Source organism: Rhizobium sp. AN73 (genome assembly GCF_030757975.1).
Taxonomy (GTDB): Bacteria; Pseudomonadota; Alphaproteobacteria; order Rhizobiales; family Rhizobiaceae; genus Agrobacterium; species Agrobacterium arsenijevicii.
The window spans coordinates 1244271-1258805 of sequence record NZ_JARWME010000002.1; the positions used below are offsets into that span (position 1 = coordinate 1244271).

The following is a 14535-nucleotide window of genomic DNA, read 5'->3' on the forward strand; positions in this document are numbered from 1 at the left end:
GAGAGACCACCGATGACGGCCAGCGCCTATGACGACAACAATATCTTCGCGAAAATCCTGCGCGGCGAAATTCCGAGCCACAAGCTCTATGAGGACGAACACACGCTGGCCTTTATGGATGTTATGCCGCAGGCTCCCGGCCATCTGCTGGTCGTTCCGAAGATCGGTTCACGCAATCTGCTCGATGCAGACCCGGAAGTGCTGGCAAAGACCATCCCCGTGGTGCAGAAACTGGCGGTCGCGGCAAAGGAAGCTTTCGACGCGGATGGCGTCTTTGTCGCCCAGTTCAACGAACCGGCGGCTGGCCAGACCGTATTCCACCTGCACTTCCACGTCATCCCGCGCAAGGAAGGCGAGCCGCTGAAGCCGCATTCCGGCGCGATGGCCGATGGCGAGGTGCTGAAGGCCCATGCGGAGAAGATAAAGGCGGCGCTCGCTTCCTGATCCCGCCGCGCATGCGACGTCATCCTCGGCCCTGTGCCGAGGATCCAACCACGTATCGTGAAATCAAACGCTTGCAGATGCTCGGGACAAGCCCGAGCACGACGGAGGAGAGACCTTCGAACCGATCATTCCGGATTGCGATAGGCATTTCTCTCCGGCCACGGCCAGCCTTCAAGCGCCGCCATATCCGGGCGGAATATCTCTACCTTCAAGGGATAACAGGCTGCCGTATCGCTGGAATGGGAGGCGCTGCAATCGCCGCCGGGGCAAGCGGAAAGCGCGCCGATGAGATCGATTTCCGCAAAAAACTCCAGATAGTCGCCCGGCCGCACCGGACTTGCTTTCATGAAATATTGATGCGTGTCGGTGGTGAAACCCGTGCACATGAAGACGTTCAGAACATCTTGCACATGCGGTTCCGCCTCACCGAATGACAGGCCCCTGGCCGAGGCAAGCGCATTCGTCAGGTTCGAATGGCAGCAATGGTGGTAATCGCCACCGCTCAAAAGCTTGTTGGTATAGGGATCGCAGCGGGTACCGATCACGTCGTGCACGCCGCCGCCGTCTTCGTCCCAGCCGTACCATGACAGCGTATCCTGGGTGATGGTCGCCATCGGCCGCAAGGATGGCAGATTGCTCCACAGCCGGTTGCCGACGGAAACATGGGTGGCATGCAGCGCGCGGGTCTTGCCGCTGAAAAAACGCTCCGTCAGATCATGGGCGTTCCAGAGGTTCAAATCCCCCACCTGCGGACCTTCAATGCTGACGATGCGGAAGAAGTGCCCCTTCGGAACATTGAAGGTGCGGCCGTCGCGCGGTGGCACGATGACCTCGTCGATCTTCACCATGCCCTTTTTCGCCTGTTCCAGACGCGCAAGGTCCGGTGTCTCAAGTGTGCCGTTCGGATAAACGACGACGGGACGGACGGCGCGGCGCGCAGCGGCATCAGCGGGTTCGGCAACAGGCATGGGGGTCATGAGATCCTCGGGGTGATGAGATGTCGAAGCGAAATTGCGGCATGGATGCTTGCCTGACAAGATGGGTTTTTCTTGCGCTCAGGCCAAGTCTGACTTAGCCTCGCGGGATCATGAAACTACCCCCGGTCGCCACCCTCCGCGCTTTTGAAGCCGCCGCCAGAAGAGCAAGTTTTTCTCTGGCCGCGCAGGAACTCGGTATGACGGCAACCGCCGTCAGCCAGCATGTGCGCAATCTGGAATCATGGCTCGGCGTGCCGCTTTTCGAACGCCACGCAAGAGGCGTGAGGCTCACCGCGGCGGGTCAGGAATTCGGCATGACGGTTTCGTCCGGTTTGCAACAGATCGCTTCCGGTGCGGAACAGATCAGCCGGCGTCGCGACCGTACCGTCGTTCGCCTTGCCAGCCTGCCTTCAGTGGTTGCGCATTTTCTGACACCCCGCCTTCCCCGCTTTCGGGCGCTGCATCCCGACATACAGGTGTCGATCAGCTATTCCGGCAAGCATCACGCAACCGAGGCGGATCTAAACATTGTTCATGGCACCCGCCCCGCGCAGAAAGCCGTGGCGCTTTTCAGTGCCGAGACGCGCCCGACATGCGCACCCGCTTACGCCACGAAATCCGGCCCATTCGATGATGTCGCAAGCCTGCTACGGGCGGAATTGCTCCATGACGACAGCGAGACGGCATGGCGGGACTGGCTGGCAACCGCGGGCATGCCCTTGCCACAGGGCGCCGGTCCCATCTTCGCGGATTTCAACCTGCTGGTGACCGCTCTTAAGGCCGGACAGGGCATTGGCCTTTGCCCGACAGCACTTCTTCGCGACGAAATCGCCGATGGTCAATTGACCGTGCTTTTCGACCGTGCTGCCGATACGGAAAAATATTACTGGCTGGTGGAAGCGGACGAGATGACCGCATCGGCCCGGCTCCTGTCGGACTGGCTTGTTGCTGAGGCGCGCGAGAGCGAAAGTCGGGGCGATTATTCCGCCGCGAAGACCTGAGCCGGCACGGCTGCCGCCTCGCCGGATCGTTCCTTTGCCGACAGCCAGTTGAGCAGACGGCTCGAGGCTGCGCAGACGATAACAAAAGCGACGAGGCCACCAAAAATATCCGAAAGATGGTGTCCGCCCTGAACGAGAACGGCAGGCAGCATCAAGAGATTTAGCGGCAAAATCACCACTATCACCAAACGGTGACGAGGTGCAAACCAGACCGACATAGCCGCCATGAAGATATGGAATGATGGAAAACCGATCAGACCGAGTACGTTTTTAGGTGTGAGATAGCTCACACCCTCCGTTATAAGACGGTTCAACTCCTCCCCGTACGTATCATCAACCGCCAAGGGGATGGCCTGCGAAACCCATTGCGGTAGCTGTACATAGGCGGACGGTCCGAATGTCGGGAAGAATATCCAGAAGACGATATTTGCAAATGCACCCAGCACCCCCATCACCAGGAAGTGGTGCAACATCCGTGCCTTGCCAGTAAAACCTAGCGTTATCACGATCACCAGAAGCTGCGGCAGCGACGTCGCATAAACGAAAAACAGGATCGTTCCGATCCATGGGTGTGTCGCCGCCCAAGTGACGATGCCCATCCAACTATAACCGAAGGCCGCATCCACACGGAAAAGCGCATGATCAATCGCCGGGAAAGCGACAGGCAGGAACATGTAGTTAAAAACGGAGGCAACAAGCGTAAAAAGAATGAACAGTCCGCCTGCGATTAGCGCGGCAGCGATGCGAAGATCACGCCCGCTTTTGCGATAGAACTGACCGAGAATAAAAACGCCGGCGCCCATCGATCCGCATAATAAATATCCGGCGTAGTCAACCCTGATACCTTTGACAGCGATCAGTACCGTATCGATAACGAATAAGATGGCGATAAAGCCAAGTACAAAACGCTCTGCCGCAAAGAGTCGCATGGAATTGCCGCCCCGGTTCCAATCAACGAGAAAGTAGGGCATTTAGCTTAATATTCATATAAGGAAAGTATTATAAACAACCCGCTGGCCGGGAGCAGGATCGGCGCGGCCACGCCGACGATGACGCGATTGCCGGTCGCCAGGAATGCGATGAAACCGAATGTCGCCGCTCCGATGTGCAGCCACAGTGGCGATGCCTCCACGAGATGACCACATCGGCCCGGCTTCTGTCGGACCGGCTTGTTGCGGAGGCGCGCGAGTACGAAAACCGGGGCGATTATTCCGCCGCGAAGACCTGGGCAGGAACGGCTGCCGCCTCGCCGGCCCGTTCCTTTGCCGACAGCCAGTTGAGCAGACGGCTCGAGGCTGCGCAAACGATAACAAAAGCGACGAGGCCGCCAAAAATATCCGAGAGATGATGTCCGCCCTGAACGAGAACGGCAGGCAGCATCAAGAGATTTAGCGGCAAAATCACCGCTACCACCAGCCAGTGACGCGGAACGAACCAGACGGACATCGCCGCCATGAAGATGTGAAACGACGGGAAGCCGATCAATCCCAGCACGTTTTTAGGTGTGAGATAGCTTACGCCTTCCTGCCCCAATCGCATCAGTTCCTGTCCATAGGCAGGGTTGACCGCCATTGGAATTGTCTCGGTGACCCATTGTGGCAGATCCAGATAGGCTTTAGCGCCGTAAGTTGGAAAAAATATCCAAAAGACGATGCTGGAGAGAGCGCCAAGCACCCCAGTTACTAGAAAATGGTGCAGCATCCGATCCTTGCCGGTAAAACCCAACATGATGACGATCAACAGCAGTTGCGGCAGCGACGTAGCGTAGACCCAGAATAACGTTTTGCCGATCCACGGATGGGTAGCAGCCCAGATAACGACATCCCGCCAATTATAGCCGAGCGCCGCATCCACACGTAACAACAGGGGATCGATCGCCGGAAACTGAACCGGCAGGAACATATAATTAAACACAGAGCCCGCCAGCGAGAAAAGGATGAACAGCCCAGCGGAAACAAGTGCAGCTGCTATGCGAAGATCACGCTCGCTTACCCGGTAGAACTGGCCAAGAAGGAAAACCCCGGCACCCACCGCCAGGCACAGAGAATATCCGGCATAGTCGACCTCAATGCCTCTCATCGCAATCAATGCCACGTCGACAATGAATAATATCAAAATGACGTACAGTACAAAGCGTTCCGCAATAAATAACTTCATGGAATTGTCCCCAGCTCCAGTCAGCGGAAAGCTAGGTCAGCGGGCTTAATATTCGGATAAGACGAGTATTAAAAACCGAGCGCGAACAACCCGCCGGCGAGAATGAGGATCGGGACGGCCACGCCGACAATGACGCGTTGGCCGGCGGCCAGGAACGCTATGAAACCGAGTGCGGCCGCGCCGATGCGTAGCCATAGTGGTGAAGCCTCAAGCGTTCCGGTTGGAAAGACGATCAGCTTGGCGGTGACGGCCATGACGAGTGCGGTGGCGACCGCCCTCACCCAATAAAGCGCCTCAGAATCCTCCTTCAGCCGATTGCCGGCGAGAACGCCGAGCCAGCGCCAAAAATCGGTCGCCAGCCAGCCGGCAATCGCGATGAAGAGATAGGGCGCCCACCATTGTTCGGTCATCATGGTTCGCTCTCCGGTGAGACGGGGGTGATTCTACGGCGGAAGACGAAACGGTCGATCAGATAGGCCACCGTGCCGCCGCCGATCCCGGCGTAAAGAATGTCGAATTCGGGCGCGATTACCGCAAAGACAGGCCCGGCGATCACCCCGATGACGAAGGCGACCTTGACGACGGAGTGACGGGCGGTCGCCCAGATCGATGCCACGAAATAGACCGGTGTCAGGAAGAACAGCACGCCGGCGACCAGCGGCGGAAAGGCGGCAACGACGCCGTAACAAAGGCCGACGATGATGGCATTGACGACGGTAAGCGTGATGCCAAACCCGGCGAACCAGGCGGCGCGGGCCTCACGCGGCACCTTCGACAGGTTCTGCGTGGCGAAGACCCAGGCCGTGATCGCGACAAAATGGGAAAGAAACAGCAAAATCCATGTCGGCGTCTTCGCGCCGCGCATTTCCGGAACGATGGAGGCGACCATCGGCATCATCCGAACCGATGACAGCGTCACCGCCAGAAAACAGGCGGCGAGATTGGCGCCGCCGACCATGGAGCCGATCAGGATCATCTTTGCGGGCAAAGCCCAGATCATCAGCGTCATGAAGACCGCTTCGCCGCGTGCCACGCCCGATTCCAGCGCGAAGGCGCTGAAACCGACGAAGGATGTCATGAGAATGAGCGAGGGCAGCGAGAATATGCCCCGCATTCCCCTGAAAAACCAGCCTCGCAGGGGGATGGTATCGCTGTCGGCAGTCTGCATTGCTGATCCACTATACATGAAAATGCCGGGCTTTCGCCCGGCACCGGTTTATCGGTCAAAAGACCACCATCATTTCTTCTTCGGCACTTTCGGCACCGTGTTGGCCTTACGGCGCGGCTTGCTCTCCTCGTCGGGCTTATCCGCCTCGGCGACCAGGACATCCGCCTCCTCATTGGCAATCGCCGCCTTCGAGGCAGGTTTCGCCTTGGCCTTCGACGCCTTGCCCGGAGACTTGGCGGCCTTCAGCTCCGCTTCCGGCTTCGGCTTCACGGGCGCGGTCTCCGGCAGAACCTCAAGTATGAGACCGTCGGAGCCGTCATCCTTCTTGCCGACGGTGACGCTGACAACGCCGCCCTTCTTGAGCTTGCCAAAGAGGATTTCGTTGGCGAGCGGCTTCTTGATGTGTTCCTGGATCACGCGCGACAGCGGGCGGGCGCCCATCTTTTCGTCGTAACCCTTTTCCGCCAGCCAGGAGATCGCGTCCTCGTGCAGGTCGAAGGTAACATTCCGCTCGGAGAGCTGGGTCTCGAGCTGCATTACGAACTTCTGCACCACCTTGTGGATAACGGCGGTCGGCAGCGGCGAGAACGGAATGATCGCATCCAGACGGTTGCGGAATTCCGGCGTGAACAGGCGGTTGATCGCCTCTTCATCCTCGCCCGTGCGCCGCGAAGAGCCGAAACCGATGGCCGATTTCGCCATTTCGGAAGCGCCCGCATTAGTCGTCATGATGAGGATGACGTTGCGGAAGTCGATCTTCTTGCCGTTATGGTCGGTCAGCGAGCCGTGGTCCATCACCTGCAACAGGATGTTGTAGATATCCGGATGCGCTTTCTCGATCTCGTCCAGCAGCACCACGGAATGAGGATGCTGATCGACGCCGTCGGTCAGAAGACCGCCCTGATCGAAGCCGACATAACCGGGAGGTGCACCGAGCAGACGCGACACGGTATGGCGTTCCATATATTCCGACATGTCGAAGCGCAGCATCTCGACGCCGAGCGAGGCGGCAAGCTGCTTGGCCACTTCCGTCTTGCCCACGCCCGTCGGGCCGGAGAAGACATAGGAGCCAATCGGCTTGTTCGGTTCGCGCAGGCCGGCACGCGCCAGCTTGATGGCCGTGGCAAGCGCCTCGATGGCGATGTCCTGACCGTAAACGACCGAGCGCAGTTCCTTTTCAAGGTTGGCGAGAACCATCTCGTCATCCTTGGAAACGGTCTTGGGGGGAATGCGGGCCATCGTCGCGATGGTTGCCTCGATTTCCCGCTCGGTGATCAGCTTGCGGCGCTTGGACGCCGGCAGCAACATCTGCGCCGCACCGGTTTCGTCGATCACGTCGATCGCCTTGTCCGGCAGCTTGCGGTCGGAAATGTAGCGGGCCGACAGTTCCACGGCAGCCTTGATTGCCTCGTTGGAATATCTCAGGTGATGATAATCCTCAAAGTAAGGCTTCAGGCCCTTCATGATAGCGATGGCGTCATCGATGGACGGCTCGTTGACGTCGATCTTCTGGAAACGACGCACGAGTGCACGGTCCTTTTCGAAGAACTGGCGGTACTCCTTGTAGGTGGTCGAACCGATGCAGCGGATCGCGCCCGAGGACAGCGCCGGCTTCAACAGGTTCGATGCATCCATCGCGCCGCCCGACGTGGCACCCGCACCGATGACGGTGTGGATTTCGTCGATGAACAGAACCGCGCCCGGAAACTCCTCGAGTTCCTTGACGACCTGCTTCAGCCGCTCCTCGAAATCACCGCGATAGCGGGTACCGGCAAGCAGCGTGCCCATGTCGAGCGAGAAGATCGTGTCATTGGCGAGCGCCTCCGGCACCTTGCCTTCGACGATGCGCTTGGCGAGGCCTTCGGCAATCGCCGTCTTGCCCACGCCCGGATCGCCCACATAAAGCGGGTTATTCTTGGAGCGGCGGCAGAGTATCTGGATGGTGCGGTTGACCTCTTCGTGGCGGCCGATCAACGGGTCGATCTTGCCGTTCCTCGCCTTGTCGTTGAGGTTGACACAATAGGCTTTCAGCGCGTCCTGCTGCTTTTTCGCGGACGGTCCTTCTTCCTCGGGATTGCTGCGGCTCGCCTTGTTTTCGCTTTCCGGTTCGTCAGCGCCACGCGGCGCGCGCGTCTGCGACGTGCCCGGACGTTTGCCGATGCCGTGGGAGATGTAATTGACCGCATCGTAACGGGTCATCTCCTGCTCCTGCAGGAAATAGGCGGCATGGCTTTCGCGCTCGGCAAAAATGGCGACGAGCACGTTCGCGCCGGTCACTTCCTCGCGGCCGGACGATTGCACATGAATGACAGCCCGCTGGATAACCCGCTGGAAGCCGGATGTGGGCTTGGAATCCTCGTCGTAACCGGTCACGAGGTTGGTTAGTTCGTTGTCGACGTAATCGCTGACGGTCTTGCGCAGCGCATCGAGATCGACGTTGCAGGCGCCCATCACGGCCGCGGCATCCGCGTCGTCGATCAGCGCCAGAAGGAGATGTTCCAGCGTCGCATATTCGTGGTGACGCTCATTTGCAAAGGTCAGTGCCTGGTGCAGCGCCTTCTCGAGACTTGGGGAAAAAGTTGGCACGTTGCGATCCTCATTTCTTTTCCATGACGCATTGCAGCGGATGCTGGTGCTGTCGGGCGAAATCCATGACCTGGCTTACTTTCGTCTCTGCGACCTCATATGTAAACACCCCGCATTCGCCGACGCCGTGCTGATGCACGTGCAGCATGATACGGGTCGCCGCTTCGCGATCCTTCTGGAAAAAACGCTCCAGAATATGGATGACGAACTCCATTGGAGTGTAATCGTCATTCAGTAAAAGAACACGGTACAAATTCGGTCTTTTCGTCTTTGGCTTGACGCGGGTGATAACGGACGTTCCGCGGTTCGTACCGCCGTCTTCCCCGTCGCCCTCGCCCTGCATGTAGATCGGCTCAGCGATCATCTTTCATCATTCTCCAAACCGTTCTCAAACCGACAGCTCATCGCCAGAGGGAGAACTTCGCCTCTTCATATCTAGGTCGTTAAGATGCGATTTTAAGCCCCCTGTGAAACGGTGCAATCACTATTGCGTTTGCGAAGAGGCAAACCTCGGGAAAAACGGGGAACTTGCGATAGTGCCGCGGGAAAGCATGGTGATGTCCGCCTTTCCCGACGTCATTTCAGCCTTGATACAAGCGCCTGCATGGGAATCGCGGGTGGTAGCGGAACTGGCCACCACCGCCCGCGTGATGCGCCATCATTCCTTGTTGTCGAGCATTTCGCGAACGGCGATCGCCAGCTGTTTCAGGGAGAAGGGTTTCGGCAGGAAGCCGAATTTGGCATCCGCCGGCAGGTTTTTCGCAAACGCATCCTCGGCGTAACCCGAAACGAAGATGAATTTCAGGTCGGGATAGGATTTGCGCAACTCCCTCAACAGCGAAGGACCGTCCATTTCCGGCATCACGACATCGGACACAACGATATCGACCTTGCCCTCCAGCTCTTCCATCACTTCCAGCGCCTCGACACCCGAACCCGCCTCGTGAACGGTGTAACCGCGGGTTTCCAGCATGCGCTTGCCGCCGCGCCGCACCGCCTCCTCGTCCTCCACCAGAAGGACGACAGCAGAGTTGCCGGTCAGATCGAGCGGCTCTTCCTTCACCGGTTCTGGCAGAGCCACCGGAGCGAGCGCCGCTTCGCCGGGCTGCTGGCCCGGAACGTGTACCACTTCCACCACATGGCGCGGCAGGTAGATGCGGAATGCGGTGCCCTTGCCCACTTCCGATTCGGGATAGATGTAACCGCCGGACTGCTTGACGATGCCATAGACCATCGACAGGCCGAGACCGGTGCCCTTGCCAACGTCCTTGGTCGTGAAGAAAGGCTCGAATATCTTGTCCATGATCTCGGGCGGAATGCCGGTTCCGTTGTCGGCAACTTCGATCATGACCATGTCTTCCGCCGGGAATTCGGGTCGGCCAAGCGCGGCGATTTCCTTCGCCTCGACGTTTCGCGTCCGGACGGTGATCTTGCCGCCATCAGGCATGGCGTCTCGCGCATTGACGCAAAGATTGATCAGCACCTGCTCGAACTGCGACAGGTCGGTCTTCACCGGCCACAGATCGCGGCCGTAATCCACCTCAAGCTTGACATTGGTGCCGGAAATCAGCCGGTCGACCAGCATGCGCAGATCGCCGATCACATCGGTCAGATTGAGGATCGCCGGGCGCATCGTCTGCTTGCGAGAGAAGGCGAGGAGCTGACGCACCAGAACCGCGGCGCGGTTGGCGTTGCGCTTGATCTCCATGAGGTCGGCGAAGCTCGGATCGGCGGGCCGCGCCTGCAACAGCAGATGGTCGGAAGACAGCAGGATGGCTGTCAGCACGTTGTTGAAGTCGTGGGCGATACCGCCCGCCAGCGTGCCGACGGCGTTCATCTTCTGCGTCTGCGCCATCTGCGTTTCGAGCGCCTTCTGCTCGGTCACCTCGATGGCATAAACGATCGCCACCTCTTCCGGGGCTTCGTCGTCCTGATCGATGACGGCGTTGACGTAGAAACGGAAATGCCGGCCCTCGTCGCTCGGGTGGCGGGAATCGAACGGCGCGATGTCGCCCTGCCGGTCCTTCGCCTCGGCCAGCGCCTGCTCGAGCCTGGGTTTCTCATTGTCATGGAGGACGGTTTCGAGAACCACGCCGCGATCGATATCGTCACGCCCGACGACGCCGGAGAACAGCTTGAGGAACGGCGCATTGATACGCAGAATGCGGCCTTCCCCGTCGAGTGACGCAATCGCCATCGGCGTGTTGTTGAAGAAACGCGTGAAGCGCATCGCGGAGGAGGATTCCGTGTCCTCCTGCCCCTTGGGACGCATCAGAACGATGGTGCGGCTTTCACCCGGCGCACCATCCTTGGCGGTAACCTGATGCACGAGGCGGGCCGGCATGCTCTGGCCATTCACCCGGCGCATATCGAGATCGAGGATTTCGGTGCGCTTTGCCGAGCCCTGCGGATGAACCGATTCGATCAGCGCCATGCCTTCGCCGGCGACGATATCCGATACCGTCATCGAGCCTGGGGAAAATTGCGCCAGATCGATGCCGAGCCATTCGGACAGGGTGGCGTTCAGATAAACGATCTCCCCCTTGCGGCCGGCGGAAAAGAAACCGGCCGGCGCATGGTCGAGGTAATCGATGGCGTTCTGCAATTCGCGGAAGAAACGCTCCTGGTCCTCGCGCTCCGGCGTGATGTCGGCGATCTGGAAGACGTGCAGGTCTTCACCGCCCGCATCCTTCAGCACCCGCCCCTTCAGCCGGTACCAGTGCGGCCCGGCGGTCGCAGCGGCTTCGCCGAGCGGTTTCAGCAGCCGGAACTCCTCGTAGCCATCGCGGCCTTCGCGCAGAACGTTGATGAGGCGATAAAGCGCCTCTGTCGATTCCCGGCTGCGCGACAACAGCGTCTCGAGGCTCTGGATGTCGCTCGCCTTCGTGGTGCCGCTCATGCGGCAATAGGTGGCGTTGGCGTAGACCATATGCCCCTTGGCATCGGTGATCAGCGTGCCATCCGGGTGGGCCGACAGGAAACGGCGGGCAAGCCCGTCCGATTGCGACTGCGGCATAACCTCGATGAAACCGATGATCGACGATACCAGAAAGAAGATGCCCATCATCGCCAGCACGCCGAGAATGCCGAGCACGATTTCGTTTTCCAGCTGATCCTTGAAATAGACGAAGGCGGCCGCCGCCGCGATCAGCACCAGCGCCAGAAGCAGAATGCGTAAGACCGTGCCGGAACGGGCACGCCTGTCCACCAGCGGAAGGTCGTTGTCGCTTGTCTCGCGCACCCGTGTCATCTTGGCCTCGCAGTCCTGCAGGTCGTCATTCGGTGAGCCACGGCTCCTTACGGAATCGGGCAGCAGAATTTCTTGTAGCAACTCGCTTGACCATCAAAAAGCTCCGCCACGACACAAAGGCTTAAAAACGCACAGGGAAACGGCCTGAAAGCACAATGCGCGGCCCTTTCAGGCGATAAGGGAACCGAAAGCGCGCCAACCGGTTTTGCATTTCAATGGGATGAAGGCGGATAAACCTTGTGTCTCGCCCAAAAAAATCGTCTTTTCCTGCTTTACGTTCACACTATAAGAACCACGGCAATATTAATTGCTCGAAAAAATCTGAAGGGATGATCTCCATGATGGAAGATTTTATCGGCACCTATGGAAACAATCTCATCGTCGCCGTTGTCGGTGTCGGTGTGGCCCTCCTCGTTCTGGCGATCGCTCTCTGGATCCTGCGCAGGCGCGGCGGTGCGGCCCCCTTTATCCGTGGCGGCCGTAACCGGCAGCCGCGCCTGCAGGTTCTCGACGCGACGGCCGTAGACGCCCGGCGCCGCCTGGTGCTGGTGCGCCGCGACAATGTCGAGCATCTGGTCATGATCGGCGGTCCAACCGATATCGTCATCGAGAGCGGTATCGGCGCTATCCCGATTGTCAGGGAAGTGCGCGAACCGCAGGAAGCGGAACTGAAGGCGCTGCCGCGTCAGGAAAGCGAAGCGAAAAGAGCCGAGCCGTCGATTACTCGGGAAAGCCGCCCCGCTTTGCCGCAGCAGCCACTTGCAGCGGCAATCCCGGCTGCCGTGCCGGAAGAGCCCGTAAGGCAGCCACAGCGGCCTGAAGCGCCCGCCCCGGTTGCCCGTCCGGCACCTGCCCCTGCACCCGCTACATCGCGCCCGCCAGCTCCGCCGCAACCCGTATCCACGCCCATGACGGCACGCGAGCCTGTTGCACCGGCAAGACCAGCCGTACAGGACAGGGACATCGCTCGTCCCGTGCCACCACCAGCACCGGCACCGGTCATTGCAGCTGCTCCGGCCGCTGCCGTTTTGCCGCTTGCCGCCGCATCACTCGATATGCCTGCCGAACGAGAGGAACAGCGCCGAGCCGAGCCTTTCGCGCCGGCTCCTCAGCCGCCTGCCCCTGTACAGGCAGCGGTGCCGGAAGAACGGCCTGCGGTGCTTGCTCCGCCGGTTTTTGCCGCGCGCGAACCGGTCATCGACCAATCGAATGCCGCAGATTTTCTGGACGCCGCGCGGGAGCGCGTTCTGCCCGGCCTGAAACCGGGGCAAGATACGCCGCCTGCGCCCTTCGCGCCTAAGTCCGAAAATCCGGCTGTCGCCTCCGCCAACGCCGAGCCGAAATTTTCCGATGACCTCGCAATCGATTTCGAAAGCTTTCTCGAAGCGGAGATCGCCAAGAGCAAGGATGCGGACAACGAACAGGTAATTGCCACCGCTGCGGAAAAGCCCAAAACCGAACCTGTCTCACCACCCGTTACCGGCGCCACACCGGATGGTGACATGCAGAAGGAAATGGCGCGCATTTTCGGTGAGCTTTCCGTCACCCGCGACCGCTGACAGGCTCACGCCTTTCGGCGGACAAGAATTCAAGGCAGCAAAAAGGGCACGGAAACAATTCCGTGCCCTTTTGTCATTTCCAGTCTGTTCGCTGACCCGTTCGCCGTGGCGGCGGGAACAACGCACCACCTTATTCGTCGCGGTAGACCTTTTCACGACGCTCATGACGTTCCTGTGCCTCGATGGACAGGGTCGCAATCGGGCGGGCGTCGAGACGCTTGAGGCCGATGGGCTCGCCCGTTTCTTCACAGTAACCGTAAGTGCCGTCATCAATCCGCTGAAGGGCAGAATCAATCTTGGAGATCAACTTGCGCTGGCGGTCGCGGGCGCGAAGTTCGATCGCCCGGTCTGTTTCAGAAGATGCCCGGTCCGCTAGGTCGGGATGATTGGCGCTTTCTTCGGCGAGATGTCCGAGGGTCTCGCGCGCTTCTCTCAGGATGTCGTTTCGCCAGGCGACCAGCTTCGCGCGGAAGTAGGCCCGCTGGTTTGCATTCATGAACTCGTCGTCTTCCGAGAGCACATATTTGCTAAGATCGATCTTCTCACTCAACGCGATTCTCCTCGAAGAACATCTCAATGCGGCGGTGTATACTCCAATGATATAGGCTGATTCAAGTCTACAGATCAGTTTTCAGGCATTTTTAAAACTGACACAAAAATCATCTAAATGACTAATTTTTATCCTTTATTCGTATTCAAGCGATCTCTTCTTGAATCACTTAAACGCGACTTACCAACAGGAAAGAGGACTTGCGGTCCTGCAACCCTATCCTGTAGCATTCCTCCATTGCCTCCCATTCGAACGTCGGTCCCCGCCCTTGACAGCATCTTCTCCGAGCCGAGTGTATCTTTTGCGCCACGCCAAGGCCGCCTGGGCGGCACCGGGAGAGCGTGATTTCGACCGGGGATTGAACGAGGCGGGTTTTGCCGAAGCGGAGATCATCGCCGATCTTGCCGCCGACCGGCGCTACCGCCCGGACGTGCTTTTATCCTCAACCGCCACGCGCTGCCGGCAGACCACACAGGCCTGGCAACGGGCCTTCAATGAGGGCATCGACATCGTCTATATCGATGAGATGTATAATGCGAGCAGCGAAACCTATCTCTCGCTCATCGACGCACAAACGGATGTGGGGTCGGTGATGCTGGTCGGGCACAATCCCACCATGGAGGCGACGCTGGAGGCGATGATCGGCGAGGATCTGCTGCACGCCGCCCTGCCCTCCGGTTTTCCGACATCGGGTCTCGCAGTGCTCGATCACGACGACAGCGCCGGGAACGGCAAGAATCGCTGGCGGCTGGTCGATTTTCTCTCGCCCGGCAAATAACCGCAGCGGCGTGCGATCAAGACGTTGCCGAAGATGGCCCACAGAAAATCCGCTGTCGCGCTTCT

The 14535-nt window shown here is 59.3% G+C and carries 13 protein-coding genes; 4 read left to right on the top strand and 9 right to left on the bottom strand.

What is annotated here, in order from left to right:
- Positions 1 to 12: 12 nt before the first annotated feature.
- On the top strand, positions 13 to 444 hold the full coding sequence (locus RBH10_RS16110; RefSeq protein ID WP_045016022.1) for an HIT family protein: 432 nt from the start codon (positions 13 to 15) through the stop codon (positions 442 to 444).
- A 125-nt stretch (positions 445 to 569) separates the two neighbouring features.
- Here the strand turns inward: RBH10_RS16110 and RBH10_RS16115 are convergent, their stop codons facing one another.
- Positions 570 to 1421: an urea carboxylase-associated family protein gene (locus RBH10_RS16115; RefSeq protein ID WP_281036517.1), complete on the bottom strand. Its 852-nt coding sequence runs from the start codon at positions 1419 to 1421 to the stop codon at positions 570 to 572.
- Positions 1422 to 1531: 110 nt separating this feature from the next.
- Between RBH10_RS16115 and RBH10_RS16120 the strand changes: the two genes are divergently transcribed.
- Entirely contained in the window at positions 1532 to 2422 is an 891-nt protein-coding gene (locus RBH10_RS16120) for a LysR family transcriptional regulator (RefSeq protein ID WP_281036516.1), read from the top strand.
- Here the strand turns inward: RBH10_RS16120 and RBH10_RS16125 are convergent.
- The 7 genes from RBH10_RS16125 to cckA all read right to left on the bottom strand — a co-directional run bounded on the left by RBH10_RS16125 (position 2401) and on the right by cckA (position 11583).
- Positions 2401 to 3351: a phosphatase PAP2 family protein gene (locus RBH10_RS16125; RefSeq protein WP_281037367.1), complete on the bottom strand. Its 951-nt coding sequence runs from the start codon at positions 3349 to 3351 to the stop codon at positions 2401 to 2403. The genes RBH10_RS16120 and RBH10_RS16125 overlap by 22 nt on opposite strands.
- 277 nt (positions 3352 to 3628) lie before the next feature.
- Positions 3629 to 4579, bottom strand: coding sequence for a phosphatase PAP2 family protein (locus RBH10_RS16130; RefSeq protein WP_281036515.1), 951 nt, complete (start codon positions 4577 to 4579; stop codon positions 3629 to 3631).
- Positions 4580 to 4647: 68 nt separating this feature from the next.
- Positions 4648 to 4992: an AzlD domain-containing protein gene (locus tag RBH10_RS16135; protein ID WP_045016018.1), complete on the bottom strand. Its 345-nt coding sequence runs from the start codon at positions 4990 to 4992 to the stop codon at positions 4648 to 4650.
- On the bottom strand, positions 4989 to 5747 hold the full coding sequence (locus tag RBH10_RS16140; protein WP_281036514.1) for an AzlC family ABC transporter permease: 759 nt from the start codon (positions 5745 to 5747) through the stop codon (positions 4989 to 4991). Before RBH10_RS16140 ends, RBH10_RS16135 begins: the two co-directional genes overlap by 4 nt.
- A 69-nt stretch (positions 5748 to 5816) precedes the next feature.
- A complete protein-coding gene (gene clpA, locus RBH10_RS16145) occupies positions 5817 to 8333 on the bottom strand; it encodes an ATP-dependent Clp protease ATP-binding subunit ClpA (RefSeq protein ID WP_281036513.1) in 2517 nt (838 codons plus the stop codon).
- Positions 8334 to 8343: 10 nt separating this feature from the next.
- The gene (clpS, locus tag RBH10_RS16150; RefSeq protein ID WP_003512812.1) at positions 8344 to 8697 is read right to left on the bottom strand and encodes an ATP-dependent Clp protease adapter ClpS; all 354 of its coding nucleotides are present in this window, start codon (positions 8695 to 8697) and stop codon (positions 8344 to 8346) included.
- Positions 8698 to 8991: 294 nt separating this feature from the next.
- Positions 8992 to 11583, bottom strand: a complete 2592-nt coding sequence (cckA, locus tag RBH10_RS16155; protein ID WP_045016015.1) for a cell cycle histidine kinase CckA — start codon at positions 11581 to 11583, stop codon at positions 8992 to 8994.
- A 329-nt stretch (positions 11584 to 11912) separates the two neighbouring features.
- On the opposite strand from cckA, the gene RBH10_RS16160 reads away from it, so the two are divergent.
- Positions 11913 to 13142 (top strand): flagellar biosynthetic protein FliO, encoded by a 1230-nt coding sequence (locus RBH10_RS16160; protein ID WP_281036512.1) that lies wholly within the window; start codon positions 11913 to 11915, stop codon positions 13140 to 13142.
- Positions 13143 to 13272: 130 nt separating this feature from the next.
- Here RBH10_RS16160 and dksA read toward each other — a convergent pair whose 3' ends face one another.
- A complete protein-coding gene (dksA, locus tag RBH10_RS16165; RefSeq protein ID WP_003512796.1) occupies positions 13273 to 13692 on the bottom strand; it encodes an RNA polymerase-binding protein DksA in 420 nt (139 codons plus the stop codon).
- A gap of 301 nt (positions 13693 to 13993) precedes the next feature.
- Here dksA and RBH10_RS16170 point away from each other — a divergent pair, with 301 nt between their 5' ends.
- On the top strand, positions 13994 to 14470 hold the full coding sequence (locus RBH10_RS16170) for a histidine phosphatase family protein (protein ID WP_281036511.1): 477 nt from the start codon (positions 13994 to 13996) through the stop codon (positions 14468 to 14470).
- Positions 14471 to 14535 lie beyond the last annotated feature (65 nt).